The 25,763-nt window shown below is 73.3% G+C and carries 27 protein-coding genes and 1 pseudogene; 18 read left to right on the top strand and 10 right to left on the bottom strand.

Translation table 11 applies throughout. The features are described 5' to 3' along the window. Nucleotides 1-148 precede the first annotated feature (148 nt). Nucleotides 149-829, bottom strand: a complete 681-nt coding sequence (locus ACZ4VF_RS16420; protein ID WP_467926527.1) for a pyridoxamine 5'-phosphate oxidase family protein — start codon at nucleotides 827-829, stop codon at nucleotides 149-151. A gap of 61 nt (nucleotides 830-890) precedes the next feature. On the opposite strand from ACZ4VF_RS16420, the gene ACZ4VF_RS16415 reads away from it, so the two are divergent. After that, on the top strand, nucleotides 891-2,222 hold the full coding sequence (locus tag ACZ4VF_RS16415; RefSeq protein ID WP_467926526.1) for an aminotransferase class I/II-fold pyridoxal phosphate-dependent enzyme: 1,332 nt from the start codon (nucleotides 891-893) through the stop codon (nucleotides 2,220-2,222). A gap of 25 nt (nucleotides 2,223-2,247) precedes the next feature. Here the strand turns inward: ACZ4VF_RS16415 and ACZ4VF_RS16410 are convergent. Together ACZ4VF_RS16410 and ACZ4VF_RS16405 are read right to left on the bottom strand one after the other, a co-directional pair. Beyond that, a pseudogene (locus ACZ4VF_RS16410) lies at nucleotides 2,248-2,611 on the bottom strand (VOC family protein); the annotation flags it as partial. A 10-nt stretch (nucleotides 2,612-2,621) separates the two neighbouring features. Continuing rightward, on the bottom strand, nucleotides 2,622-3,563 hold the full coding sequence (locus ACZ4VF_RS16405) for a DMT family transporter (protein WP_467926524.1): 942 nt from the start codon (nucleotides 3,561-3,563) through the stop codon (nucleotides 2,622-2,624). Between the two features lie 74 nt (nucleotides 3,564-3,637). Between ACZ4VF_RS16405 and ACZ4VF_RS16400 the strand changes: the two genes are divergently transcribed. After that, a complete protein-coding gene (locus ACZ4VF_RS16400; RefSeq protein WP_467926523.1) occupies nucleotides 3,638-4,540 on the top strand; it encodes a LysR family transcriptional regulator in 903 nt (300 codons plus the stop codon). 6 nt (nucleotides 4,541-4,546) lie between these two features. Here the strand turns inward: ACZ4VF_RS16400 and ACZ4VF_RS16395 are convergent, their stop codons facing one another. Beyond that, nucleotides 4,547-5,017 carry a pyridoxamine 5'-phosphate oxidase family protein gene (locus tag ACZ4VF_RS16395; protein ID WP_467926522.1) on the bottom strand — a complete coding sequence of 157 codons (471 nt, stop codon included), beginning with the start codon at nucleotides 5,015-5,017 and terminating at the stop codon, nucleotides 4,547-4,549. Between the two features lie 98 nt (nucleotides 5,018-5,115). Between ACZ4VF_RS16395 and ACZ4VF_RS16390 the strand changes: the two genes are divergently transcribed. Further along, nucleotides 5,116-5,781, top strand: coding sequence for a cysteine hydrolase family protein (locus ACZ4VF_RS16390; protein WP_467926520.1), 666 nt, complete (start codon nucleotides 5,116-5,118; stop codon nucleotides 5,779-5,781). On the opposite strand, the gene ACZ4VF_RS16385 is transcribed toward ACZ4VF_RS16390, so the two are convergent. Continuing rightward, entirely contained in the window at nucleotides 5,768-6,244 is a 477-nt protein-coding gene (locus ACZ4VF_RS16385; RefSeq protein ID WP_467926519.1) for a Rieske (2Fe-2S) protein, read from the bottom strand. The genes ACZ4VF_RS16390 and ACZ4VF_RS16385 overlap by 14 nt on opposite strands. 680 nt (nucleotides 6,245-6,924) lie before the next feature. Between ACZ4VF_RS16385 and ACZ4VF_RS16380 the strand changes: the two genes are divergently transcribed. Then, nucleotides 6,925-7,530 carry a response regulator transcription factor gene (locus ACZ4VF_RS16380; RefSeq protein WP_467926518.1) on the top strand — a complete coding sequence of 202 codons (606 nt, stop codon included), beginning with the start codon at nucleotides 6,925-6,927 and terminating at the stop codon, nucleotides 7,528-7,530. A 64-nt stretch (nucleotides 7,531-7,594) separates the two neighbouring features. Here the strand turns inward: ACZ4VF_RS16380 and ACZ4VF_RS16375 are convergent, their stop codons facing one another. Next, the gene (locus ACZ4VF_RS16375) at nucleotides 7,595-8,965 is read right to left on the bottom strand and encodes a TrpB-like pyridoxal phosphate-dependent enzyme (protein ID WP_467926516.1); all 1,371 of its coding nucleotides are present in this window, start codon (nucleotides 8,963-8,965) and stop codon (nucleotides 7,595-7,597) included. Between the two features lie 138 nt (nucleotides 8,966-9,103). Continuing rightward, entirely contained in the window at nucleotides 9,104-10,054 is a 951-nt protein-coding gene (locus ACZ4VF_RS16370) for a DMT family transporter (protein WP_467926515.1), read from the bottom strand. 252 nt (nucleotides 10,055-10,306) lie between these two features. Between ACZ4VF_RS16370 and ACZ4VF_RS16365 the strand changes: the two genes are divergently transcribed. From ACZ4VF_RS16365 to ACZ4VF_RS16310, 12 genes are all read left to right on the top strand, one after another. Then, nucleotides 10,307-11,473 (top strand): aminotransferase class I/II-fold pyridoxal phosphate-dependent enzyme, encoded by a 1,167-nt coding sequence (locus tag ACZ4VF_RS16365; RefSeq protein WP_467926514.1) that lies wholly within the window; start codon nucleotides 10,307-10,309, stop codon nucleotides 11,471-11,473. Next, nucleotides 11,463-12,044 (top strand): DUF6190 family protein, encoded by a 582-nt coding sequence (locus ACZ4VF_RS16360; protein ID WP_467926512.1) that lies wholly within the window; start codon nucleotides 11,463-11,465, stop codon nucleotides 12,042-12,044. Before ACZ4VF_RS16365 ends, ACZ4VF_RS16360 begins: the two co-directional genes overlap by 11 nt. Beyond that, entirely contained in the window at nucleotides 12,041-12,973 is a 933-nt protein-coding gene (locus ACZ4VF_RS16355; protein ID WP_467926511.1) for a dihydrodipicolinate synthase family protein, read from the top strand. Before ACZ4VF_RS16360 ends, ACZ4VF_RS16355 begins: the two co-directional genes overlap by 4 nt. After that, entirely contained in the window at nucleotides 12,970-13,833 is an 864-nt protein-coding gene (locus ACZ4VF_RS16350; RefSeq protein WP_467926510.1) for an iron-containing redox enzyme family protein, read from the top strand. The genes ACZ4VF_RS16355 and ACZ4VF_RS16350 overlap by 4 nt, the downstream gene beginning before the upstream one ends. Next, nucleotides 13,830-14,108, top strand: a complete 279-nt coding sequence (locus ACZ4VF_RS16345; protein WP_467926508.1) for a Rieske 2Fe-2S domain-containing protein — start codon at nucleotides 13,830-13,832, stop codon at nucleotides 14,106-14,108. Before ACZ4VF_RS16350 ends, ACZ4VF_RS16345 begins: the two co-directional genes overlap by 4 nt. A gap of 604 nt (nucleotides 14,109-14,712) precedes the next feature. After that, a complete protein-coding gene (locus ACZ4VF_RS16340; RefSeq protein ID WP_467926507.1) occupies nucleotides 14,713-15,489 on the top strand; it encodes a HipA family kinase in 777 nt (258 codons plus the stop codon). Further along, nucleotides 15,486-15,935, top strand: a complete 450-nt coding sequence (locus tag ACZ4VF_RS16335) for a DUF3037 domain-containing protein (protein ID WP_392825528.1) — start codon at nucleotides 15,486-15,488, stop codon at nucleotides 15,933-15,935. Before ACZ4VF_RS16340 ends, ACZ4VF_RS16335 begins: the two co-directional genes overlap by 4 nt. A 159-nt stretch (nucleotides 15,936-16,094) precedes the next feature. Then, entirely contained in the window at nucleotides 16,095-16,856 is a 762-nt protein-coding gene (gene fabG / locus ACZ4VF_RS16330; protein WP_467926506.1) for a 3-oxoacyl-ACP reductase FabG, read from the top strand. A gap of 22 nt (nucleotides 16,857-16,878) precedes the next feature. Next, the gene (locus ACZ4VF_RS16325; protein WP_467926504.1) at nucleotides 16,879-17,640 is read left to right on the top strand and encodes an SDR family oxidoreductase; all 762 of its coding nucleotides are present in this window, start codon (nucleotides 16,879-16,881) and stop codon (nucleotides 17,638-17,640) included. Nucleotides 17,641-17,834: 194 nt separating this feature from the next. Continuing rightward, entirely contained in the window at nucleotides 17,835-19,412 is a 1,578-nt protein-coding gene (locus ACZ4VF_RS16320) for an ABC transporter substrate-binding protein (protein ID WP_467926503.1), read from the top strand. Between the two features lie 96 nt (nucleotides 19,413-19,508). Beyond that, nucleotides 19,509-20,192: a uracil-DNA glycosylase gene (ung, locus tag ACZ4VF_RS16315; RefSeq protein ID WP_467926502.1), complete on the top strand. Its 684-nt coding sequence runs from the start codon at nucleotides 19,509-19,511 to the stop codon at nucleotides 20,190-20,192. Nucleotides 20,193-20,289: 97 nt separating this feature from the next. Then, a complete protein-coding gene (locus tag ACZ4VF_RS16310) occupies nucleotides 20,290-20,763 on the top strand; it encodes a hypothetical protein (protein WP_467926501.1) in 474 nt (157 codons plus the stop codon). 114 nt (nucleotides 20,764-20,877) lie between these two features. Here the strand turns inward: ACZ4VF_RS16310 and ACZ4VF_RS16305 are convergent, their stop codons facing one another. Together ACZ4VF_RS16305 and ACZ4VF_RS16300 are read right to left on the bottom strand one after the other, a co-directional pair. Continuing rightward, nucleotides 20,878-21,339 (bottom strand): hypothetical protein, encoded by a 462-nt coding sequence (locus tag ACZ4VF_RS16305; RefSeq protein WP_467926499.1) that lies wholly within the window; start codon nucleotides 21,337-21,339, stop codon nucleotides 20,878-20,880. 114 nt (nucleotides 21,340-21,453) lie between these two features. Then, complete coding sequence (locus tag ACZ4VF_RS16300) at nucleotides 21,454-22,077, bottom strand: TetR/AcrR family transcriptional regulator (protein ID WP_467926498.1); 624 nt, start codon at nucleotides 22,075-22,077, stop codon at nucleotides 21,454-21,456. Between the two features lie 75 nt (nucleotides 22,078-22,152). Here ACZ4VF_RS16300 and ACZ4VF_RS16295 point away from each other — a divergent pair, with 75 nt between their 5' ends. Next, nucleotides 22,153-23,331 carry an FAD-dependent monooxygenase gene (locus ACZ4VF_RS16295; RefSeq protein ID WP_467926497.1) on the top strand — a complete coding sequence of 393 codons (1,179 nt, stop codon included), beginning with the start codon at nucleotides 22,153-22,155 and terminating at the stop codon, nucleotides 23,329-23,331. A gap of 9 nt (nucleotides 23,332-23,340) precedes the next feature. Then, a complete protein-coding gene (locus ACZ4VF_RS16290) occupies nucleotides 23,341-24,252 on the top strand; it encodes a Gfo/Idh/MocA family protein (RefSeq protein ID WP_467926496.1) in 912 nt (303 codons plus the stop codon). On the opposite strand, the gene lnt is transcribed toward ACZ4VF_RS16290, so the two are convergent. Further along, entirely contained in the window at nucleotides 24,170-25,744 is a 1,575-nt protein-coding gene (lnt, locus tag ACZ4VF_RS16285) for an apolipoprotein N-acyltransferase (protein WP_467926494.1), read from the bottom strand. The two genes, ACZ4VF_RS16290 and lnt, sit on opposite strands and share 83 nt — an antisense overlap. Nucleotides 25,745-25,763 lie beyond the last annotated feature (19 nt).

The raw sequence follows: 25,763 nt of genomic DNA, 5'->3' as shown, positions 1-25,763 counted from the left end.
CCTCCCCCCCCCACCCCCCTCCCCCCCCCCCCCCCCCCTCCCCCTCCCCCTCCCCCCCCCCCCCCCCCCCCCCCCCCCCCCCCCCCCCCCCCCCCCCCCCCCGCCGGCCGGCGGGAGACGGTTCCCGTGTGAGGGGTGACGCGTGCTGTCACCGCGCCGCCAGGTAGTCCGGCAGCTCGATGCCGGGCGTCAGATCGGCGTTGGGGACCGGGGTGTCGTACCCCTTGCGGAGCGGGACGACCCCGGCCCAGTGCGGCAGCGAGAGGTCGTCCGGCTCGTCGTTGGCGCCGCCGGTGCGGACCTTGGCCGAGACCTCCTCCAGGTCCAGGCGGATGACGGCGGTGGCGGCCAGCTCCTTCCTGTTCGCCGGCCGGGAGTCGGCGGCCCGGCCAGGGACGACGTGGTCGACCAGCGCGTCCAGGGCCAGGCGCCGCTCCTCGGGGTCGGTGACCTGGTGCGCGACGCCGTGCACCACGACCGAGCGGTAGTTGATCGAGTGGTGGAAGGCGGAGCGGGCCAGCACCAGACCGTCGACGTGGGTGACCGTCAGGCACACCGGCAGACCGGGGTCGGCCTGGCCGGTCATCCGCAGCGGGCGCGAACCGGTGGACCCGTGGACGTACAGCCGCTCGCCGACCCGGCCGTACAGCGTCGGCAGCACCACCGGGGCGCCGTCCCGGACGAAGCCCAGGTGACAGACGTACCCCTCGTCCAATATGGCGTGCACCAGCTCCTTGTCGTACGACGCCCGGTCGGCGGAGCGCGTGGGCACGGTGCGGTCGGTCGGCTGGTAGGCGGTGGCCCGGGTGTCCTCGGTCGTGCCCTGCATGGTGGTCCCCTCGATGACGGCGGGCGTGCGACCCGCTTTGTACTAGTGCATAATATCTTTTGTGCTAGGAGAATATCGGATCAGCGGGCGGGGCGCAGCCGAGATCGCCGCCAGTGTCGAGCGGGCGGTCGGTGCGGGGGAGTTGCGGCCCGGCCAGGTGCTGCCGCCCATGCGGGAGTTGGCGGAGCGGCTGGGGGTGAACCCGAACACGGTCGCGGCCGCGTACCGCACACTGCGCGAACGCGGGGTGATCGAGACGGCCGGGCGCCGGGGGAGCCGTGTCCGCCCCCGGCCGGCCACCACCGGCCGGGAGCAACTGCGGGTGGAGGTGCCGCCCGGCGGGCGCGACCTCTCCACCGGCAACCCGGACCCGGCCCTGCTGCCCCGCCTGGCCCCGGCCCTCGCGGCGGCGGCCGAGTCGGGCGACGGCCGGGCCGTCCTCTACGGCGACGACCCCGTGGACGCCGGTCTCGCCCGCGTCGCCCGCGCCGAACTGGACGCCGACGGCATCCCCGCCGGCCCCCTGGCCGTGACGTCCGGCTCCCTGGACGCCGTCGAACGCCTCCTCGCCGCGCACCTCCGCCCCGGCGACACGGTCGCCGTCGAGGACCCCGGCTGGGGAAGCCTCCTCGACCTCGTCCCCGCCCTCGGCCTGCACACGGCCCCGGTCGGCGTGGACGACGACGGACCCCGCCCGGACGATCTGCGCCGCGCCCTGGAGTCCGGGGCCCGTGCCGTGATCGTCACCGACCGGGCCCAGAACCCGACCGGCGCCTCGGTGACCGCCACGCGCGCGCGTGCCCTGCGCGCCGTGCTGTGCGACCGCCCGGAGACCCTGCTCGTCGAGGACGACCACGGCCACGGCATCGTCGACCTGCCCCTGCATCCCCTCGCGGGCACCACTCGGTACTGGGCCTTCGCCCGCTCCGCCGCCAAGGCCTACGGTCCCGACCTGCGGCTCGCCGTCCTCACCGGGGACCCCGTCACCGTCGACCGGGTCCGGGGACGCCAGCGCCTCGGCCCCGGCTGGGTGAGCCTGCTGCTGCAGCGGACCGTGGCCCACCTGTGGACGCGCGGCGCGGTGGACCGGGCGGCGGTGGCGGAGTCGTACCGGGCCCGCAGGGCCGGTCTGGTCGACGCGCTGGCGGAGCGGGGCGTCGTCGCCCACGGCCGCAGCGGCATGAACGTCTGGGTGCCGGTCCCCGACGAGACGGCCGCGGTGGCCCGACTCGTCCAGGCGGGCTGGGCGGTGGCCCCGGGGGCCCGCTTCCGCCTGGCCTCCCCCCAGGGCGTCCGCGTCACGGTCTCACCGCTCACCGCGGAGGACATCGCCCCGCTCGCCGACGCGGTGGCGGCGGCCGTACGGCCGTCTCCGGCCCGCGCGTACGGCTAGTGGGCACGGCCGGTACGTACGGCCGGAGGGGCGGGAGCCTCGTGCGCAGGAGGCGGAACTCGTCGCCCTCTGGGCCGGCCAGGACGTGCCGGTCCCCGGTGCCGGTCCGGCCGATGCCGGCGCGCCCGGCGCCGAGGGCGAGCCGCCGCTCCGGCTCGGCGTCCTGGTCGCGGTCGGTGGCGTCGGCCTCGATGTGCAGCCGGAGCTTGCCCGTCCGAGGCTCGCTGCCGGGGATGGACACGAGGACGGGCTGCGGGCCGCCGAAGCCGGCGTCGGCCGGCCCGATTCCGAGGACCCCGTCCCCCCCGGCCGATCTCCACGTGTCCGAGGACCTCGCCCCGGAACGCGGCGAGGCTCTCGCCGAGAGCGGAGGCGGAGGAGCCGGTCACGGCTTCCGCGTCACGCGCTCCTGCCGCGCACCTGGGTGAGCGCCGCTCCCGCGAGCACGATCACCGCTCCCACCGGCGTGGTCCACCGCAGCGACTCCCCGAGGATCGCCACCCCCGCGGCCGTGGCGATGACGGGAATGAAGTACGTGACCATCTGGGCGGTGGTGGGCCCGACCTCCGCGACCAGCCCGTACTGGAGCAGCACCGCCAGCCCGGTCCCCAGCGCCCCCAGCGCCGCCACGGCCAGCAGCGGGACCAGGGAGAAGTGGTCGGGCGCGCTGGTGAACAGCGGGGTCACCACGGCCAGTTGCACGGTGGCCAGCAGCAGCTGGCCCCCGGTCATCGACAGGTGGGAGTTGCCGGTGCCGGCCAGGGTGCGCCGGACGTAGATCCACCCCACCGGGTAGCTCAGCGAGGCCAGCAGCGCCATCGCGGTGCCCGTGGCGTCCAGGCCGTGGAAGCCCTGCCAGGCGCCGAGCACGGTGAGGACGCCCAGGAAGCCCAGCCCGAGGCCGGCGACGCGCACCCGGGTGGGGCGGTCCTCGGACAGGGCGACCAGGGAGAGGGCCATGCCCCACAGCGGGGAGGTCGCGTTGCAGATGCCGGCCAGGGTGGACGGGATCGTCAGCTCGGAGTAGGCGAAGAGGGAGAACGGCAGGGCGTTCAGCAGGAGCGCGGCGACCGCCATGTGCCCCCACAGCCGGGCCCCGCGCGGCAGCCGCTCCCGCTTCACCGCCATCGCCGCGCCCAGCACCGCCGTACCGAACAGCAGCCGGCCCAGGGTGACCTGGAAGGGCGCGTACCCCTCGGTCCCCACCTTGATCAACAGGAAGCTGAAGCCCCAGATCAGGGACAGGGCGCCGAAGCGGAGCCGCCAGTCGAGGCGGGGGCGGGGGCCGGTGGCGGCGGGGGAGGAGGACCGGGTGCGGGACGCGGGGGTGACCGTGCTCATGGGCTCCAGGATGCGGGAGGTGATGTCGTAGCACAATCGAGAATTCTCACCTGGTACCTCTTAGAATCACTTACATGTTGAATCTGGAGCGCCTGCGCACCCTCGACGCCCTGGCCCGGCACGGCTCGGTCAGTGCCGCCGCCGAGGCGCTGCACGTCACCACCTCCGCGGTCTCGCAGCAGCTGGGCAAGCTGGAGCGGGAGATCGGCCAGCAGCTCCTCGCCAAGAACGGCCGGGGTGTCCGGCTCACCGACGCCGGCCGGCTGCTGTCGGAGCACGCGGCCCGCATCCTGTCGCAGGTCGAGCTGGCCGAGTCGGACCTGGAGGCACACCGCGGCCAGGTCGTCGGCGAGCTGCGGCTGTCGGCCTTCCCCACGGCCGCCCGCGGCCTCTTCCCCGCCGCGCTCGGCGCGCTGCGCGGCGCGCACCCGGGTCTGCGCGTGCGCTCCAGCGAGCTGGAGCCGGAGAACGGCATCGCCGGGGTGGTCCGCGGCGATCTCGACCTGGCCGTGGTGCTGGACTGGTACAACAAGCCGATGCCCGTCCCCGACGGCCTGGTCAAGGCGCCCCTGCTGGACGATCCGGCCGAGGTCGCCATGCCCGTCGGGCACCGGCTCGCGGACCGGGACGAGGTGGACCTCACCGAGTTCGCCGAGGACGAGTGGATCACCTGGGGCGAGGGGGAGTTCTGTCACGAGTGGCTGATGTTCACCCTCAGGTCCAAGGGCGTCGAGCCGATCGTCGGCCACCGCGCGGGCGAGACCCACACCCAACTGGGGCTCGTGGCCGCCGGACTCGGGGTGTGCATCGCGCCGCTGCTGGGCCGGCACCCGGTGCCGGACGGCGTGGTCCTGGTACCGCTCAGGCAGCACGTGCGCCGGCACGTGTACGTGGTCTGGCGGGCGGACGCCGACCGGCGGCCCTCGATCCGCGCGGCCGTGGACGCCCTGCGCACGGCCGCGCGGAAGCTCGGCTGACCGCTCTCACGCCCCGCCCAGCTTCCGGAAGTCCCAGGAGACGATCTTCTCCGGGGTCAGCCGGGCCCACGCGTGCCGGCCGTCGTGCGGCATCTCGTCCAGCCCGAAGTTCTTACGGGCGAACAGCGTCTCCGCCGTGTCCAGTTCGGCGCACAGCTCGCCCGTGCGCGGCACCTCGCCCACGAACTCCACCCGGCCCGACAGCTCGACCCCGCGCAACTGGTCGTACTCCTCACCGGAGTCGACCACCACGGCCACCCGCGGATCCCGGCTCAGCTGGGTCCACCGGCGGCTGCGCACCACCGAGTACAGCCACAGCGAGGTGCCGTCCCAGGCGAACCACAGCGCGCTCACGTGCGGTGTTCCGTCGGCCGAGACGGTCGCGACCCGGCAGGTGCGCTGATCGGTGAGGAACGCGTCCAGCTCGCCGGGCGTCATCATGATCTTCCGGCCCCGGCGCTGCTGAGTGACGGTCATGCGGCCCCCTCTTCTCCCACGTCGTGTCAGAAAACTATGGTGATCCTCTGACATCACGTCAGAAAAGAGAAGCCGTCGTCTTCAAGGGGGCGCGTGCCATGCCGTCGTACGAGCGACTCGACGACCTCCTCGATCCCGGGAGCACCGTCCTGCTCACGGTGGAGTGCCAGCAGGGGGTCGTCGGCCCGGACAGCGCCCTGCCCGAACTCGCCCGCGCGGCGCGTTCGTCCGGGGCCCTGCTCAATGTGGCCCGGCTGGTCGCCACCGCCCACGAGACCGGGGTGCAGGTGATCCACGCGATCGCCGAGCGCCGTCCCGACGGCCGGGGCGCCGGCCGCAACGCCCGCCTGTTCCGGGCCGCCGAACGGCTCCCCGTGCAGCAGCTCAGCGGCAGTACGGCGGTCCGGGTGGCGCCCCCGATCGAGGTCGCCGAGGAGGACATCGTCGTACGGCGGCTGCACGGGCTGTCCCCGGTCCACGGCACCGGCGTCGACGCCCTGCTGCGCAACCTCGGCTGCCGCACGCTGGTCGTCACCGGGGTCTCGGCCAACGTGGCCGTCCCCAACGCGGTGTTCGACGCCGTCAACCTGGGCTACACCGCGGTGGTCCCGTCCGACGCCGTCGCGGGGGTGCCCGCCGAGTACACCCGGGCGGTGCTCCGCAACACCCTCGCGCTGGTGTCCACGATCGCGACCACCGACGAGGTGATCGGCTGCCTCGGCCGGGCGCACGCACGGCGCCGGGGGCGCATCAGGCCAACGTGATCTCGTCGCCGGAGACGGTGATCTCCGCCGCCGCCAGCGCCTTCGTCGCCGGTCCCTTCTTCACGCTGCCGTCCGTCACGGAGAACTCGCTGTGGTGGCAGGGGCAGACGATCACGCCGTTCGCCACGCTGCCCACCGCACAGCCCTGGTGGGTGCACTTGGACGAGAACGCCTTGTAGGTGCCCGCCGTCGGCTGCGTGACCACGACACCGTGGTCCTTGAAGATCTTGCCGCCGCCCTCGGGGATGTCCGCGGTCTTCGCGAGGGCGGTGCCGCCGCCGGCCGCGGTGCCGCTGCCGTCCTGCGCGGACCCGGCGGAACCGGCCCCGGTGTCGGCGCCGGCGGACGAGTCGTCGTCCGAACCGCAGGCGGTCAGCGCGGCGGCGAGCCCCGCCGCTCCGGCCGCCGCCATGACGGTACGGCGGGCCGGTCCCGCCGCGGGGTGGAGGGATGGGCTGGTCATGTGAGGTCCCCTTCCGCGGAACGTGTCGTGGTCCGTCAGGGGGTACGGCCCGGGGACAGCGGCCGTTCAGACGGGCGACCAGATCCTTCCCGCCCGGAGGGCTCGTGACGATTCCCGGCCGCGCCCGGGGGCGACCGCCACCGGGCACGGCCGGGGACGACCGGCGGGAAAGGTTCGACGACCCGCCCGGCACGGCGCTGCCGCGACCGGTCGGCGCGACTGGATTCCGCCAGCTTTCGGCGGTGTTCCGGACAAAGTGGTGCGGTATCCGGCATTCAGGCCAACTTCACGGGGCGTCCGGAACGTCGGTACGGGGAGGTGCGCCGGGCGGCCGGCCACGGATCCGGGAGCGGATCCGGGCGCGCGGTCCGCGGTCTCGCGGTCGAAGGCCCCGTGAATTCTCGCGCGTCGGTTACGGGCAAACCGGCCGCACCCGGAGTTTGCGGGACCGTTTACCGACTCCCCGGTGGGATTCGGCGGCTTGTCGTCTATCCTTCGACCTCGGGGTTCCGGCACCAATGCGCTTTCGACCGCGTTCGTACAGGTGAAGATCCACTTCTGCGAAAAGACGGGGGAATCGGCACGTGGAGAACTTAAAGTCGCAACGATCTCCGGAGATCACTGTTATTCGCGTCCTCATTCTGGACGCTTCGCCCATCACACGCAGCGGCCTGGGGGCGGTGCTGCGCTGCAAGTCCGGCATCGACGTCGTGGCCGAGGCGTGCGACCACCACGAGGCGGTGACGCTCATGGCCGAGACCAAGCCGCACGTCGTCGTCCACACCGTCGAGAGCCCCAACGGCTCCTCGGCGACGCTGCGGCAGGCCAAGGACTGGCAGGGCAAGGTGCTGGCACTGGTCAGCGACTCCCTGTGCGACTCCGCGACGATCGGCCTCATCGGGAAGGACGCCGACGGAACGCTGCTGCGCAGCGCGCAGGTCGACGACCTGGTGGCCGCGCTGCACATGCTCGTCGCCGGCTACTCCCTCTTCCCGGCACCGGTGGCCGCGGCCGGGCCGGCCGAGCGCCGGCTCACGTCGGCTGCCCTCTCCCCGTCCGCGGTGCCGAGGCCGGCCTCCGCCGCCACGCCCTACCCGCTGACACCCCGCGAGCACGACGTGCTGCGCCTGCTCGGACGGGGCCGGACCAACGCCGAGATCTCCGCGCACCTCACGCTCAGCGAGAGCACCGTGAAGTCCCACGTGCAGAACCTGCTGGCGAAGCTGGGGTCGCGCAACCGCGTCGAAGCGGCGCTGTACGCCGTCGAGGCCGGGCTGGTCGACTGACCGCGTCCGCGCCCGGGCACCGGGCCGCGCACCTGAGGACGGGTGCGCGGCCCGGTGCCCTGCCTCAGGCCGGGATCTTCGCCGAGGGCAGTTCACCGAGGGCCCGCTCGATGTCCGCCTGGTCCGGCTCGTGGTCGGTCAAGGTGTGGGCCAGGTAGGAGTCGTAGGCCGCCATGTCGAAGTTGCCGTGCCCGGAGACGTGGACGAGGATCGCCCGCGCTTCGCCCGCCTCCCGTGCGGCCAGTGCCTCGTCGATCGCCCCGCGCACACCGTGGGCGGACTCCGGAGCCATCACGAAGCCCTCGTTGCGCGCGAAGAGCACGGCCGCGCTGAAGATGTCGGTCTGCGAGACCGAGCGCGCCTGCACGTGACCGTGCTGCACCAGCGTGCCCATGGTCGGGGAACTGCCGTGATGGCGCAGGCCGCCGGCGTGGATGGGGGCGGGCATGAAGTTGTGCCCGAGGGTGAACATGGGCAGCACCGGGCCGAGCGAGGCGGTGTCGGGATAGTCGTAGGCGTAGGTGCCCCGGGTGAGGCTGGGGCAGGCGTCCGGCTCGACCGCGACGAAGCGGGTGCCCGAGCGCTTGCCGGTCAGGGTGTCGTACAGGAACGGGTAGGACAGGCCCGCGTAGCCGGAGCCGCCGCCGACGCAGCCCACCACCACGTCGGGGTAGTCGTCCGCGATCTCGAGCTGCTTCTTGGCCTCCAGCCCGATCACCGACTGGTGGATCAGTACGTTGTTGGAGATCGAGCCGAGCGCGAAGCGGGTGTCCTCGCGGCTGAGCGCGTCCTGCACGGCCTCGCTGATGGCGATGCCGATCGATCCCGGGGAGTCGGGCGTCTGCTCCAGCACCGCGCGCCCGGCGTCGGTGCGCGGGCTGGGCGACGGGTGCACCTCGGCACCCCAGGTCTCCATCAGGATGCGCCGGTAGGGCTTCTGCTGGAACGAGGAGCGGACCATGTAGACGGTGACGTCCAGCCCGAACAGCGAGCCCGCGAAGGACAGTGCCGATCCCCACTGGCCGGCCCCGGTCTCGCTGGTCAGCCGGCGTACACCGTCCTCGGCCGCGTAGAAGGCCTGCGCGATGGCGGTGTTGGGCTTGTGGGACCCCGCCGGTGAGACGCCCTCGTACTTGAAGTAGATGCGGGCCGGGGTGTCCAGCGCGCGCTCCAGTCGCGTCGCCCGGTGCAGCGGCGACGGCCGCCAGATCTGGTACAGCTCGCGCACCCGGTCCGGGATCTCGATCCAGCGCTCCTCGGAGAACTCCTGCTCGATGACGCCCTGCGGCAGCAGCCCTGAGAGGTCCTCGGGACGCAGCGGCTCCAGCGTCTGCGGGTGCAGCGCGGGCGGCGGGCTCGCCGGCAGGTCGGGAACGATGTTGTACCAGTGGTCCGGAAGGTCTGCGGCGCTCAGGACGACATGCGTGGTGGTCATGGATTTCGCATCCTCACGGGAGGGGAAAGAGATGCGGCGCGGTGGCGCCGAGATGCCGGGTGCGGTCCTGCGGGAGACCTGGCCCCCTCATGCTAGAAATGCCGTCCGTGGCCCGCTACCAGGCGAAATGACGAAAGTTCACCCGTCGTCATCCGCCGTCGGTACCGGCACTTTCGGATCTGCCGAACCGCTTTCCGGCCGTTCGGACGCGGCCGTCCCGGACGCGGGGGCGGCGTCCCGGGCCGGCGCGGACAGGCCCGCGCTGAGTCCCGTACCGACCAGGATGCTGCCGGTGACCTGGGCCGCGCCCAGCGTGCCGCTGCCGACGATCGGTGCGGTGAACGCCGCCGCGACCGGGATGAGCCCGGCGAACAGGCTCGTCGCCTCCGGGCCGAGGGTGCGCAGGCCGAGGTAGTAGAAGATGAACGCCGCTGCGGTCACCGCCACCGCTAGGTAGCACAGGGCGCCCAGTTCGCGCGCGTCCGGCCAGCGCAGGTCCCCGCCGGGCAGTTCGACCGCCGCGGTCAGGACACCCATCTCGACCGTGGCCAGGACGCAGACGTACGTCGCCACCGGGATCGCCCCCAGCCGGGGCAGCAGCGGCACCGCCAGCAGCGTGAAGGAGACCTCGCCCAGGAGGGCCAGCAGGGAGAACCCGAAGCCGCCCGCGCTGCCGCGCCCGAAGCCGATGAGCAGCGCGGCACCGGCGACGACCAGGGCGGCCGAGGCGATCAGGCGCCCCGATATCCGGCGCCGGCTCAGCAGGGGACCGGCGATCGCCACCAGGAGCGGGGTGGCACCGACGATCACACCGAGGACGGCGGGTTCGGCGGAACTCAGTGCGGCCAGGCAGGCCAGGTTGAAGCCGACCAGGCCGGTTCCGGCCAGCAGCGCCAGCAGCGCCCACTCGGTTCCGGTCGGCCGCGGCCAGGGCGCGCGCCCGACGACGGACAGCAGCGACAGGCTCAGGGCGCCCAGAGCGAACCGCAGGGTCTGGCCGCTCAGGAAGGGGTAGTGCGTCAGCAGGCTCGTGGCCACGAAGGAGGTGCCTGCCAGCGCGGTGCCGAGCGCCGCGTAAACCGCCCCCACGGTCCGAGAAGGCCCCGTTCCCGCCGCCGGCCGTCCGGCCCCGCCCGATTCACTTGAGGTCATGCGGGCAGGTTATTGGCGGAACACGGTATTCCACCAGCGTACTTTCGGATAGCCCGCCGTTTGACTCCGCCAATGGTTCCTCATCATTTCTGGCGTGGCCCCGGCCGCTCGCGCTCCCTACCATTCCAGGCGTCATCAGCGTCATCAGCGTCATCAGCATACGAATGCCGTCCTGTGCGAGGAGCGGATATGTCAGCCCAGGATTTGATCGACCTGACCCAGCACGAGATCAAGGCACTGCGCACTCGGTACAACCTGGCCGACGCGCACACGCATCAGCGGCAGTCCGGCAGCCAGGACAAGATCGTCTCGCGGCTGCCCGCGCTGTGGTACGAATCGGAGGACCGGCAGCAGGCCCATTTCGAGCGGCAGTTCACCGAGGCGTTCTTCCGCCTGCACGGCCAGACGACCGCGCCCGGCCTGGGCCGCACCCTGCTGTCGTACGCGGCCAGCGTGTCCACCATGGTCGCGGCGATGTACCTGCGCCGGCACGACCACACCGTCTCCCTGGTGGAACCCTGCTTCGACAACCTGGTGGACCTCCTCAAGTACCTGGGGGCGCCGCCCGCCGCCCTGCCCGAGGAGGCGCTGGCGGACCCGGACACCGTGTACGGGGAGCTGACCCGCCTCGTCGGGACGGACGCGCTGTACCTGGTCGACCCCAACAACCCCACCGGATTCACGCTGTTCACCGACGGCGGCCGTGGGTTCCAGGAGGTCCTGCGGTTCTGCCGTGACCAGCGCAAGCTGCTCATACTCGACTTCTGCTTCGCCTCCTTCGCCCTGCACAACGGCCTGGCCCAGCGCCCTGACGTGTACCGGATGCTGGAGGAGTCCGGCGTCAGCTACCTCGCCATCGAGGACACCGGGAAGACATGGCCGGTCCAGGACGCCAAGTGCGCCCTGCTGACGGCGAGCGCGGACATCTACGAGGAGGTGTACAACCTGCACACCTCCGTACTGCTCAACGTCTCCCCCTTCGTGCTGAACTTCCTCACCCACTACGTCGAGGACTCCGTCGCGGACTCCTTCGCCTCGGTGCGCGAGGTGATCGACACCAACCGGGCCACGCTGCGCCGCGAACTGCCCGGCTCGGTCCTGGAACTGCTGGACGCGCGGGTGGACACCAGCGTCGCCTGGCTGCGCATCCTGCCCACCGGACTCACCGCGCACGACGTCCACGCGCGGCTTCTCCAGGCCGAGGTCTACGTGCTGCCGGGGAACTACTTCTACTGGGACGACCCGGTGCGGGGCGAGCGCTACGTGAGGATCGCGCTGGCGCGCCCGCCGGAGCAGTTCGCCGCCGCCGTACGGGTCATCCGCGAGACGCTGGGCGCCGCCTCCCATGAGCGGTGAGGCCGGCGCCCCGCTCCCGGGGGCGGTCCCGGGCCTCGGGACGCTCGTCGACGCCTCGATGTTCATGGGCATGCACAGCGCCGACGACAGGGTCAGGACCGCCTGCAAGAACTTCTTCGTCCGGCACCTGGCGGCGCGCCGCCCGCTGGCCATGACGCTGGAGCAGGTGGGGCTGTGCGACGACCTGATCTGGCGGCGGCCGCGCGACGAACAGGACGCCTACTACCCCTTCATGGACAACCTCCACAGCGAACTGCGGATCGCCCGCTTCGGCCTGCGGCGAGACGACGTGCGCACCGCGCTGGAGGCCGACGCGCTCGAGGGCCTGCCGATCGCCGACGCACTGGCGCTGGCTCCGGCCGTGCACCGGGGCGGCCGGCTGCACAGCGTGTCGCCGCGCCTGCGGGAACGCCCCGGCGCCGGAGCGCTGCTGAGCGCGCCCCCGGACGGTCCGGAGGAGGCGTTCCCCCCGCGGATGGAGGAGCTGTACCGCAGGTCGCTGGCCTTGCGCGTCGACCTGGCCGCGCTGGACCGCATTTCCCGTCCCGACGACGAGGTGGACTCACCATGACGAACGCTGAGACCCCGCGGAGGTCCCCGGCGCGGCCGAGCTCCGGCGTCACCCGGGAAGCCGGTGCGGTCCGGGCCGCCGCCGCGGACTCCGCCCGCCCGCACACCACGGGCGCCCCCCTCTCCGGCGTGGTCGTCCCGCTGGTCACCCCGCTCGACCGGCAGGGCCGCGTCCCCGCGGACGACGTGGCACGGCTGATCGACTCGGTCCGCGCCGAGGTGACCGCCCTGATGCCGACCCTCAGCTCGGGCGAGGGCTGGCTGCTGACCGAGACGCAGTGGCGCGACATGGTGGCGGCCACCGTGCACTGTGCCGACGGCCTGCCGGTCATCGCCGGTGTCCAACTGCCGGACACCGAGGCCGTGGTGGCCCGGACCCGGATCGCCGCCGAGCTGGGTGCCGACGCGGTGGCGGTCACCACGCCCTTCGGCGCGGGTGTCGGGCAGGAGGACATCGTCACCCACTACGAGCGGGTGCTCGACGCGGGGTCGCCGGTGCTCGTGTACAACGAGGAGGCCCTGTCCGGCAACCGCATCGAGTCCGGGACGCTCGCACGCGTCTGCCGGCTCCCGGGTGTGATCGGGGTGAAGGAGTCCAGCGGCGACCCGGCGTTCACCCGGCAGCTGGTGGCGGCCGGCCTGGGAGTGCCGGTCTTCGAGGGCTGGGAGAACCTGCTGTTCCAGGTCCCCGGCGTCGCGGGGTTCATCGGCCCGCTGGCCAATCTGGAGCCGGCGCTGTGCGCGGCACTGCTGAGCCACCCGACTCCGGCGCTCCAGGCAGAGGTCGACACGGCGTGCGAGACGTACGGCATCCTGCGCGACGACTGGTACCTGCACGTCAAGCGCGCCCTGGTGGCGCGAGGCGTCATCGGCACGGACACCACGGCCCAGGACGTCCGCACGGCCGCGGCGGCGGAGGCGGCGCCGTGATCACGAGGACGGGCGGTGCCCCGGCGCTGCCGCGGTCGGCCACCGTGCAGCAACGGCTGTACTGGCACAACCGCACCGTGCCCGACGCCGCCGGGTATGCCGAACTGCTCGCGCTGGAGGCAGCCTGGCCGCGCGCCGAGGCGGACGCGCTGGCGGACGCGGCGCCCGCCTTCGGCTCGCTGGACGACCTCCTCGACGCGCTGGAACAGCGCCTGCGCCGCGAGGAGAACGACCCCTCGCCCAGCGAGCGGTACCTGGCCGAGCGGGCGACGGCGGCCGAGTTCGCCTGCGTCGCGGGGCAGTTCGCCGTGGACGGTCTGGTCGAGTCGCAGTCGCACCTGGGCGTGCTGCCGCGGCTGACGCCCCGGGCCCGCATGGCGGTGATGCGGGTGCTCATCGACGAGTTCGGGTGTGGCAACGAGGCACAGGAGCACGCCCGGCTGTACGAGCGGCTGATGGTGGAGCTGGGACTGTCCACCGACCCCTTCCACCACGCCGCCCGGGCCTGCGAGGAGACGCTCGCCTACGTCAACCTCTTCCACTGGCTGGCCTCCCGGGCCCCCACCCCCGACTACTTCCTGGGCGCCTACGCGTACTTCGAGTCCAGTGTGCTCTACGGCTTCCGCTGCTACGCCGAGGCCTGCGCCCGGCTGGGCATCGCCAACGGCCAGTACTACGACGAGCACCTGCACATCGACGCGTTCCACAGCCGCGAGATGCTGGCCGCGCTGCGCGCCTGGGACCGGGAGCACGGCGCGGACCTGGCACGGGTGTGGGCCGGTGTCGAACTGACCAGTGCGACCATCGCCCGCGCCACCGAGGCGGCGGTACGCCGGGCCCGCGCGGAGACCGGCCGGTGAGCGGCTCGGAGCGGGCGGCCGGGCGGCCCCGGGTGCGCCAACTGGACGCCGACACGGTGGCCGTGGAGTGGCAGGGCCCCGACGGTCCGGACGGCGTGCTGGTCGAGGCGCGCTGCCCGCACCGGGGCGGCCTGCTGCGGCACGCCCACGTGAACGCCGCGGCGACCCGCCTGGTGTGCCCCCTGCACCACTCGGCCTTCGACCTGACCGACGACGGCACGCAGACCTCCGGTCCGGCGTGCCGGGCACTGCTCGTCCGCCCTCTGCCGCAGTGAGCCGGGTGACGGGCCCCGACGCGTCCGGATCACCGGGTCGCGCCTTCCCCGGGGCCGAGGGGGCGGCCGGGGCGGGGGCCGGGGCCCCGCCGGCCGCACGCGAGCGGACCTGAGGGCGCCGCCACCTCGCGTACGTCCTGGACGCCCGCCCCCGCCGGAATGGCTCGGTCCGGCGGGGACGGGCCGTGCGGGACGTGGCCGGCGGCAGAACCCGCGCCGGCGGCTGCACCCGCGCGGCCGTCCACCGGACGATGACCGCCGGCCCCCGCGCTGTGGCCGCGCCCACCGGGGACCGGGTCGTGTCCCTCGTGCCGCGGCCGCTGCTCCGCCTCCCTCCGCATGCGGTTCCTCACCCCCGCGCGCCCTGGAGGGGCGGCTTCCGCGTGCCGCGGCACCCCGGGCACGCCGGGGCGGGATACCGCCCGCCGGTGATCACCCTCGGTTACTATGCTCACTTCATGTCCGAGGCCGGAACCAAGGGGCGGACGGCCTGGACGGCTGCTCGCGGATCCTCCCGGAGCCGCCGACGGGCGAGTCCCGCTGCAGCGCCCCGTCGAGACCGATCGTGCTGGTGCAAGGCTGAAGAGATGGACGGCCCGGAAAAATGCTGAAAGAGGTCACCGCGACCCGCTACATCACGCCCCTGCGTGAGGGCGGCTCGCTGCCGGGGCTCGTCGAGGCCGACGACTTCGGGACCTACGTCATGAAGTTCACCGGCGCCGGACAGGGCCGCAAGACCCTGGTCGCCGAGGTGGTGTGCGGCGAACTCGCCCGGCGCCTGGGCTTCCGCATGCCCCGGCTGGTCACCCTCCGGCTGGACCCCGTCCTCGGGCTCGGCGAGCCCGAACAGCAGGTGCAGGACCTGCTCCGGGGCAGCGGCGGCACCAACCTCGGCATGGACTTCCTGTCCGGCGCCCTCGGCTACGACCCGCTCGCCTTCCCGGTGAGCCCCGAGGAGGCCGGCCGGATCGTCTGGTTCGACGCGCTCGTCAACAACGTCGACCGTTCCTGGCGCAACCCCAACCTGCTGGTGCACCGGGGCGAGCTGTGGCTCATCGACCACGGCGCCACCATGATCTGGCACCACAACTGGCCCGCCGCCGACGCCTCGGCGGCCCGCCCCTACGACGCCTCCGACCACGCCCTCGCCCGCTTCGCCCCGGACGTCGCCACCGCCGCGGCCGAGCTGGCGCCGCGGGTCACCGAGGACCTGCTCGACGAGGTCACCGCCGAGATCCCGGACGCCTGGCTCGCCGACGAGCCAGGTTTCGGCACCCCGGACGAGCTGCGCCGGGCCTACGCACGGCCGCTGCTCGCGCGGGCGGCCGTCGTCGCCGGGCGGATCACCGGTCTCGGCACCGGACAGGAGGAGGGCAAGTGAGCGAGCGCCACATCCACATGGCCGGTCATGTGACCGAGCGGCACATCACCCGGGCGGGCCAGGGCGGGGACCGGGACGTGTTCGAGTACGCGCTGCTGCGGGTCGTACCCCGGGTGGAGCGCGGGGAGTGCATCAACGCGGGCGTGGTCGTGTACTGCCGCGCCCGCGGCTACGTCGGCGCCCGCACCCATCTGGACGAGGCCCGGCTGCTGGCGCTGGACCCGGCCGCCGACGTCGCCGGGGTGCGCGCCGCGCTCGGTGCGGTCGAGCGCCACTGCGCGGGCGGCGAGCAGGCCGGGCAGGCGGCCGGCGACGACGCGGGGCGCCGCTACCGCTGGCTGGTGGCCCCCCGCTCCACCGTGGTCCAGCCCGGTCCGGTGCACACCGGTCTGACCGCCGACCCGGCCGCCGAGACGGAACGGTTGCTGGACCTCCTGGTGAGGTAATGGATCACACCGGCCGGATGTGCCGTTGACACCGCGTGCCAGGGCTTCTAGCGTCACGGGTGCTGAAGGTACTAAGCGGTCGCTCACCGCACCAGGGGTCCTCCCGGAGGGCCCGACAGGTCTCTCAAGACGTTCTCTCAAGGGCGAGGAGAAACAGCAATGCCCACCACTGAACAGCGGGTCGCGGTCGTCACCGGCGCGGCACGCGGCATCGGCGCCGCCACCGCCGTACGACTGGCCGCCGAGGGTCACGCGGTCGCCGTGATCGACCTGGACGAGGCCGCCTGCAAGGACACCGTCGAGAAGATCACCGCGGCCGGCGGCAAGGCCGTCGCGGTCGGCGCGGACGTGTCCGACGAGGCGCAGGTCGAGGCGGCTGTCGCCCGGATCGTGGAGGAGCTGGGCGCCCCGACGATCCTGGTCAACAACGCGGGCGTGCTGCGCGACAACCTGCTGTTCAAGATGAGCGTCTCCGACTGGGACACCGTCCTGAACGTGCACCTGCGCGGCTCGTTCCTGATGACCAAGGCCGTCCAGAAGCACATGGTGGACGCCGGCTGGGGCCGGATCGTCAACCTCTCCTCGTCGTCGGCGCTCGGCAACCGCGGTCAGGCCAACTACTCGGCCGCCAAGGCGGGCCTGCAGGGCTTCACCAAGACCCTCGCCATCGAGCTGGGCAAGTTCGGCATCACCGCCAACGCCGTCGCCCCCGGCTTCATCGCCACCGAGATGACCAAGGCCACCGCCGACCGCGTCGGCATGGGCTTCGAGGACTTCAAGAAGGCCGCCGCCACCCAGATCCCCGTCCAGCGCGTCGGCGAGCCCGAGGACATCGCCAACGCCATCGCCTTCTTCACCGGCGAGGCGGCCGGCTTCGTCTCCGGCCAGGTGCTGTACGTCGCCGGCGGACCGCTCGACTAAGGGATCCAGGAGAACCACGGACATGACTGAACTCCCGGAGCTGTCCGGCAAGGTCGCGATCGTCACCGGCGCCAGCCGGGGCATCGGCTACGGCGTCGCCGAGGCACTGGTCGCGCGCGGCGACCGCGTGTGCATCACCGGCCGCGGCGAGGACGCCCTGAAGGAGGCCGTCGAGCAGCTCGGCGCCGAACGGGTCATCGCCGTCGCCGGCAAGGCGCACGACCTGGACCACCAGACCGAGGTCGTCGAGCGCACCATGGCGGCCTTCGGCCGGGTCGACTACCTGGTCAACAACGCGGGCACCAACCCCGTGTTCGGCCCGATCGCGGACCTCGACCTGAACGTCGCCCGCAAGGTCTTCGAGACCAACGTGATCTCGGCGCTCGGCTTCGCCCAGAAGACCTGGCACGCCTGGCAGAAGGACAACGGCGGCGCGATCGTCAACATCGCCTCGGTCGCCGGCCTCGCGCCCTCGCCCTTCATCGGCGCCTACGGCGTCAGCAAGGCCGCGATGATCAACCTGACCCAGCAGCTGGCCCACGAGTTCGCGCCCCGGGTCCGGGTCAACGCGATCGCCCCGGCCGTGATCAAGACGAAGTTCGCGCAGGCCCTGTACGAGGGCCGGGAGGAGGAGGCGGCCGCCGCCTACCCGCTCGGCCGGCTCGGTGTGCCCTCCGACATCGGCGGGGCCGCCTCCTTCCTCACCTCCGAGCAGTCCGACTGGATCACCGGCCAGACGCTCGTCGTGGACGGCGGCATCTTCCTCAACGCCGGCGTCGGCTGAGGCGGAACATCTCTTCCGGGCGTCGATTTCCGGACGGATCGACGCCCGGAAGGGGACGCCGGAACCGCTCAGCGGAATGACAACGTCGTCATCGCCCAGTCGATCAAGACGGGCCGTTTCCGGGCAGGTTCAGGGCCCCGGACGCTGCGGTATGGTCTGCCGACCCTTGGTGCGGCAGATCGAGGAGCGTGCGCGTGTTCAACCGGAACCGATTCCTGCGGAAAGTCGCGGCGATCGCGTCCCTGTCCCTGGTGGCCGGATGCAGTCTGTTGTCCGACGGCGATCCCGACAGCCAGGGCCCCATCGTCGTGGGCACCACCAGCGCCCCCAGCACGCTGGACCCGGCCGGTGCCTGGGACGGCTCCTGGGAGCTGTACCGGAACATCTTCCAGACGCTCCTCGCCTACCCCAGCGGCGCCACCACCCCCCAGCCCGACGCCGCCGAGAGCTGTTCGTTCACCGACTCCGGCAGCCGCACCTACCGCTGCAGGCTGCGGGCCGGGCTGAAGTTCGCCGACGGTGACCCGCTGACCGCCGAGGCCGTCCGGCACTCGATCGAGCGCATCCGTACCATCGACGCCCCCGGCGGCCCCGCCGGCCTGCTCGGCAGCCTCGACAAGGTGGAGACCTCCGGCGACCGGGAGATCACCTTCCACCTCAACCAGCCCGACGCCACCTTCCCGTTCGTGCTGGCCACTCCGGCGATGTCGATCGTCGACCCGGACGACTACCCCGCGACCTCCCTGCGCAAGGACACCTCGGTCCACGGCTCGGGGCCGTACGAGCTGCAGTCCTACGAGGAGGGCTCCGAGGCGGTCCTGGTCCGCAACGACGCCTACAAGGGCTTCGCCGAGCGGAAGAACGACGCGGTGACCATCCGCTACTTCAAGGACTCCGCCGGCATGGTCGAGGCCCTGAGGGACAAGCGGATCGACGTCACCTACCGAGGCCTCGCCGCCGACGACATCCTCGCCCTGCAGGAGCACGACAACGAGGACCTGCAACTGGTCGACGGCACCGGCACCGACATCAGCTACCTGGTGTTCAACCCCAAGGGCCCCTGGGCCAAGCAGCCCGCCGTCCGCAAGGCCATCGCCCAGATCGTGGACCGGGGGGCGATCGCGCACAAGATATACAAGGACACCGTCGACCCGCTGTACTCGATGGTCCCCAAGGGCCTGACCGGCCACGCCACGCCCTTCTTCGACGACTACGGCGAGCCGAGCGTCCCCAAGGCCCGCAGCATCCTCTCCGACGCCGGCATCACCAAGCCCGTCCCGCTCACCCTCTGGTACACCACCGACCGCTACGGTTCCGAGACCGCCCTGATGTTCCGGGAGCTGAAGCGGCAGCTGGACGGCTCCGGCCTGTTCACCATCACGCTCAGGAGCCGCCCCTGGAAGAGCTACGTGGCCGGCTACCAGAAGGGCGAGTACCCGGTGTTCGGACGCGGCTGGTTCCCGGACTTCCCCGACGCGGACAACTTCATCGCGCCGTTCGTCGGCCTGCACAACGCCCTCGGCACGCCCTACCCGGCCAAGGAGATCACCGGCCGGCTGCTGCCCCACGCGCGCTCAGAGAGCGACCGCGCCCGGACCGTCAAGGACGTGGAGGAGGCCCAGCGGATCCTGGTGAACGACGCCCGGCTGATCCCGCTGTGGCAGGGCCGGCAGTTCGTGGCGGCCAGCGTCGACATCTCCGGCGGCGAGCAGGCCCTCGACCCGTCGACGATCATGATGATGTGGACGCTGCACCGCAAGACCAGCTGGTGAAACGCCCTCGCGGCAACGGTTGTCAGTGGTCGCCTGTAGGTTCTGGATCCTGGAAGTGACCGCACGCCGTAGTCGATAGACCGTGAGGACGTTGACGTGACCGACATCGCCATGCTGCCCGAGTCCTGGCGCGGGGTTCTGGGCGACGAACTGCAGCAGCCCTACTTCAAGGAGCTGACCGAGTTCGTCGAGGAGGAGCGGGCGAAGGGCCCCGTCTACCCGCCGCGCGAGGAGGTCTTCGCCGCGCTGGACGCGACGCCGTACGAGCAGGTGAAGGTCCTCATCCTCGGCCAGGACCCGTACCACGGCGAGGGACAGGGCCACGGCCTGTGCTTCTCGGTCCGCCCCGGCGTCCGCACCCCGCCCTCCCTGCGGAACATCTACAAGGAGATGCAGGAGGAGCTGGGCCTGCCCGTCCCGGACAACGGCTATCTGATGCCGTGGGCCCGGCAGGGCGTGCTGCTGCTCAACGCGGTCCTCACGGTCCGGGCCGGCGAGGCCAACTCGCACAAGGGCAAGGGCTGGGAGAAGTTCACGGACGCGGTGATCCGCGCGGTCGTCTCCCGCCCCGACCCGGCGGTCTTCGTGCTGTGGGGCAACTACGCGCAGAAGAAGCTGCCGCTGATCGACGAGACCCGGCACGCGGTGGTCAAGGGCGCGCACCCCTCCCCGCTGTCCGCGAAGAAGTTCTTCGGCTCCCGCCCGTTCACTCAGATCAACGAGGCGATCGCCGCCCAGGGCCACGAGCCGATCGACTGGCGCATCCCGGACCTGGGCTGAGGCCCGCCCCGGGGGGCCACGGCGCCGCCTGTCCGGGAATCCGCCGCACGCCGGTTAGCGTCGGGACCGACCCATTGCCGACGGCCGGAGGGCACCCGTGGTGGAGCGACAGGAGCAGGCGGCGCCGGACGCCGTGCTGACGCGGATCGGACAGGTCGTCATGCTGCACCACGGGGGCGACCGCGAGGAGGCCCGCAGCCGCTTCCTGGACCTGTGGGTGGAGATCGGCGAGGAGGGTGACCCGCTGCACCGCTGCACCCTGGCCCACTACCTGGCCGACACCCAGGACGACCCGGCGGACGAACTCGCCTGGGACCTGCGGGCGCTGTCGGCGGCGGAGGAAGTGGCCGACGGCCGTGCGGGCGGCGACCCGGCGAGCGTGCAGGGCTTCTTCCCCTCCCTGCACCTCAACCTGGCCGCGGACTACGTGAAACTGGGCCGCGCCGAGGCCGCCCGCAGCCACCTGCGCCGGGCCCGCACGGCCGCGGGCGCCCTGGCCGACGACGGCTACGGCGCGGGGGTGCGGTCCGCGATCAGCCGGCTGGCGGTGCGGCTGGGGGAGGGCGGATAGCTCCGCCGGCGGGCGCGGGACGGGACGCCGGCCGGGTGCGGCGCCGTCCGCCGGGCCGCGCCCACGCGCCGGAACCGCACCCGGCACGGCCCCGCGGCGTTGACGGAGCGCGGGTCAGCGGTCGTACGTCCGCGCGCAGATCCTCGCCTCGGGGCCGTCCTCCCGCCAGCCGCCGTACCTCGTGCCCAGGGCGCAGACGTCCGGGCCCGGTGCGAGGCGTGGGGTCGGTGAGGTGGGGCGGGGTGGTCCGGTGCGGGCCGGGCGCGGGGGACCGAGGTCGGGCGGGGCCGGTGGCCGGTGCGCGGACCCGGGTGCGGGCTGGGCGCGGGGCCGGACGGGGGGCCCGGGACGCGCCGGGTGCCGGGAGGGGCCGGCCCTCTCCAGTGCCTCGCGGGCCGGTGCCTGGACCACCCGGGGTTCGGCGCCGCCGGCCGGGCGGGACGCGGCCGGCCGGGAGGGCGCGGTGTCCGGCGGTGCCGCCGGTGCCGTCGCCGGGTGCCGTACCGTCACACAGCCGGAGAGGGCCGAGACGGCCACGGTGACCAGAAGCGCTGCGGTCGTCGTCGCTCGATACACCCGCGCCACTCTGCTGGCTCGGCCCCGGCCCGGCACCGGTCTGCCGAGCCGGATGCGCCCGTACGGGTGATCGCATGCCCCGTGCGGAGGGTGCCGCGGTGCCGGAGCTGACGTTCAGGCCCCGGCGACGCCGTCGAGCCCGGCCCCCAGCAGGCCCCTGAACAGTTCGCGCAGCCCGGTGCGGATCTCCTCCAGGTCGGGTGTCCGGCTGCTGAACGAACCGGCCGCGCAGGAGAACAGCAGCCCGTCCGCCCAGGCGGCCAGGGACAGCACATGCCGGTCCGGGTCGGCCGATCCCACCGCGGTGAGCATCCCGGTCAGCTGTTCCCGGAAGACGGCGCCGGTCCGGTCGTAGAAGGCGCGCAGTTCGGGACGGCGGGTGGCCTCCAGGGCCAGTTCGTACCGGGCGATCAGCAGGTGGCGGTGGCGGGTCAGCAAGCGGTGCACCGCGGACGCCAGCCCGTCCGCGAGCGCCGCGGGTCCGCCGCCGGGGTCCGGCATCTCCTCCAGCGCCAGCACCCGGGCCTCGCGTTCCGCGTGCCGGCGTACCGCGAGTTCCAGCAGGGCCTGCCGGGTGCGCGCCACGTTCGACGTCGAGCCCGGGGGCAGCCCGGCCGCCTCGTCCACCGCCCGGTGGGTCAGTCCGCGCATGCCGCGCTCCGCGAGCAGGGCGAGGGAGGTGTCGGCGACCAGATCGGCGCGGGAGGTGCCGGGGCTGCTGGGACGGGCTGCGGACATGGGGCGACCCTATCCCGCTCACTACGGCTGTAGTACAGTCGCTGTGTACTACAGGTGTAGTCACAAGGAGGGGTCATGACTCGGTCGGCACGCGCCGTCGTCATCGGTGGCGGAATCGGAGGGCTGGCCGCGGCGGCCGCCCTGCACCTCCAGGGCTGGTCCGTGACCGTGCTGGAGCGGGCGCCCGCCCTCGCCCCCGTCGGCGCGGCCATCTCCCTCGCCCCGAACGCCCTGCGCGCCCTGGACGTCCTCGGCATCGGCGAGGAGATCCGCGACCTGGCCGCCTGGCAGGGCGACGGGGGACTGCGCACCCCCCGCGGGCGCTGGCTCTCCCGGTCCAGCGCCGAGGCCGCCGCCGCCCGCTTCGGCGGCCCCCTGGTCATGCTGCCCCGGGCCACCCTCGTCGACCGGCTCGCCGCCCTGCTCCCGCCCGGAGCCGTCCGCACCGGGGCGGCCGCGTCCCTGGCCGACCCCGGCGACCGGACCCGGCCCGCCCGCGTGACCGCCGGCGAGGAGGAACTGGAGGCCGACCTGGTCGTCGGCGCCGACGGCATCAACTCCCGGGTCCGCGCCGCCCTCTTCCCCGACCGTCCCGGAGCCGTGTACGCGGGATTCACCACCTGGCGGCTGCTGATCCCGGTGCCCGGCGCGGAGTTCGCCTCGCACGAGACCTGGGGCCGCGGCCGCATCTGGGGCACCCACCCCCTCAAGGACGGCCAGGTCTACGCCTACGCGGCGGCCACCGCGCGGGCGGGGGAGCGGGCCCCGGACGACGAGAGGGCCGAACTCCTGCGCCGCTTCGGCGACTGGCACCACCCGGTCCCCGCCGTGCTCGCCGCCGCCCGCCCCGAGGACGTGCTCCGGCACGACGTCCGCCATCTCGCCCAGCCCCTGCCGGCCTACCACTCGGGCCGGACCGTCCTCCTCGGCGACGCCGCCCACGCCATGCCCCCGACCCTCGGCCAGGGCGGCAACCAGGCCGTCGAGGACGCCGTCGTCCTCGCCCACCACGGCCCGGACCTCGCCGCCTACACCGCCGACCGCCTCCCCCGGACGACCGCGATCGCCCGCCAGGCCGTCCGGGTCGCCCGCCTCAACATGACCGGCAACCGGGCCGTCATGGCCGTACGGAACACGGCCCTCGCGACCCTGTCGCAGGCCGGTCCCGCGCTCCTCCTGCGGAGCTTCGACGGCATCGCCGACTGGCGCCCCCCGTATGCTGCTTCCGGCAGGCACCACGCAGGCACGCGGTAGGGAGAACACGTGAAGGTCGGCTGCATCGGACTCGGGGACATCGCGCAGAAGGCCTACCTGCCGGTGCTCGGCACGCAGCCGGGAGTCGAACTGCACCTGCAGACCCGTACGCCCGCCACCCTGGACCGGGTCGCCGACACCCTGCACCTGCCGCGCGAGCAGCGGCACACCACCCTGGACTCGCTGCTCGGCGCCGGCCTCGACGCGGCCTTCGTGCACGCGCCGACCGCCGTGCACCCCGAGATCGTCACCCGGCTGCTGGAGGCCGGCGTGCCGACGTACGTGGACAAGCCGCTCGCCTACCAAGTCGCCGACTCCGAGCGGCTGGTCGGCCTGGCCGAGCGGCGCGGCGTCTCGCTGTTCGTCGGCTTCAACCGCCGGTACGCCCCCGGGTACCTCCAGTGCCTGGACCACCCGCGCGAGCTGATCCTCATGCAGAAGAACCGGATCGGGCTGCCGGAGGAACCCCGCTCGATGGTCCTGGACGACTTCGTCCACGTCGTCGACACCCTGCGCTTCCTGGTGCCGGGCCCCGTCGAGGACGTGACCGTCCGGGCCCGCGTGGAGGACGGCCTGGTCCACCACCTCGTGCTCCAGCTCGCCGGTGACGGCTTCACCGCCATCGGGATGATGAACCGGCTCAACGGCTCCACCGAGGAGATCCTGGAGGTGTCCGGGCAGGACACCAAGCGCCAGGTGGTCAACCTCGCGGAGATGATCGACCACAAGGGGCAGCCCACGGTGCGCCGGCGCGGCGACTGGGTGCCGGTGGCCCGGCAGCGCGGCATCGAGCAGGTGGTCCTCGCCTTCCTCGACGCCGTACGGGCCGGCCAGGTGCTCAGCGCGAAGGACGCGCTGGCGACTCATGAGCTGTGCGAGCGGGTGGTGCGAGCGGTTCAGGAGCGCCGCGGCGCGGCCTGAGCGCCCGCGCCCCCTCGGTCACGCCCCACACGGCCAGCACCAGCAGTGCGGCGTGCACCGGCCAGTCGCCGTGGCGGGCGTACGGCGTGACGCCGTGCGCGAGCGGTACGTCGTACACCCGCGCGGTGCTCGCGCCGGTGCCGAGCCACGGGCCGAGGCGCCGCCCGTCCGGGCCGTACACCGCCGAGACGCCGGTGAGCGTGGCGTGCACCACCGGCCGGCCGGTCTCGGCGGCCCGCAGCGCGGCCAGTGAGGCGTGCTGCTCCGGTGCCCAGCTGTGCTGGAAGGACGAGGTGGAGGACTGGCCGAGGAGGACGTCCGCGCCGTCCTCGGCGAGGTGCCGGCTCATGTCGGGGAACGCGGTCTCGAAGCAGATCAGCGGGCCGACGCGCAGCCCGTGCCCGACGTCCATCAGGGTCTGCGCGGTGCCGCGCCGCCGGTCCTCGCCGGCGGCCCGGCCCACCGAGGTGGCCCAGCCGAGCAGCGAACGGGCCGGTATGTACTCGCCGAACGGCACCAGCCGCATCTTGTCGTACCGGTCGCCGGTCAGACCGTGGGGGCCGACCAGTACCGAACTCTTGTAGATGCCGGGCCGGTCGGAGCGGCGGGCGTCCACGTTCACCAGCACGTCGGCCCCGGTCTCGCGGGACAGCGCGGTCAGCCGCCGGGCCAGGTCGGGGCGGTCGTCCAGGTCGAAGCCGACGCTGGACTCGCCCCACACGACCAGGTCGACGTCCTGTCCGGCGAGCCGCCGGGTCAGCCGCTCCTCCCGGTCGAACCGCTTGTCGCCGCTGTCCTGCCCGGCCACGATCCCCGGCTGGACGACGGCGATCCGCACCCGCTGGCCGACGTCCGGGCGCGGCGCCCACGCCCACGTGGCCGAGGCCGCGGCGGCCGTGGCGACCAGCGAGGCCACGGCCGGCACCCGTGACTCGCGGACGGCGAGCAGCACGGCCACGGCGACGTTGACGGCCACCACCAGGAAGCTGAGCAGCCACACCCCGCCGACCGAGGCCAGCCGCAGCGCCGGTTCCACCTGCCACTGGCTGGCACCGAGCATCCCCCACGGCCCGCCGAGGCCCTGCCAGGAGCGGACCAGCTCCACCGCGAGCCAGGCCGACGGCAGCACCAGCAGCGCGACGGCCGCCCGTCCCGGGGACGGCACCCCGCCCAGATACCGGCTGACCAGCCAGCCCCAGGGCGCCCAGAGCAGGCCCAGCAGCGCGGCGATCAGGAAGATGAACACGTGCAGGCTGGGCAGCAGCCAGTGGTGCACCGCCACCAGGAAGCCGATGCCGCCCCACCAGCCGTCGTACAGGGCCCGCCGCCCGGTCGGCGCCGAGCGGGCCAGCAGGATCCACGGCACCAGGGCGACGTAGGCGAACCACCACAGGGAGGGAGCGGGGAACGCGAGCACGGGAAGGGCGCCGGCCAGGGCCGCGGCGGCCGAGCGGCGCCACGGGGAGGTCAGCCAGTGGTCGATCATCCTCATAGGAAGCCTCCCTACCCAG

It is taken from the genome of Streptomyces sp. NPDC029151 (assembly GCF_055564315.1).
Note: the sequence above shows the minus strand (reverse complement) of the source record. Positions and strands in the feature narration are given on the sequence as shown.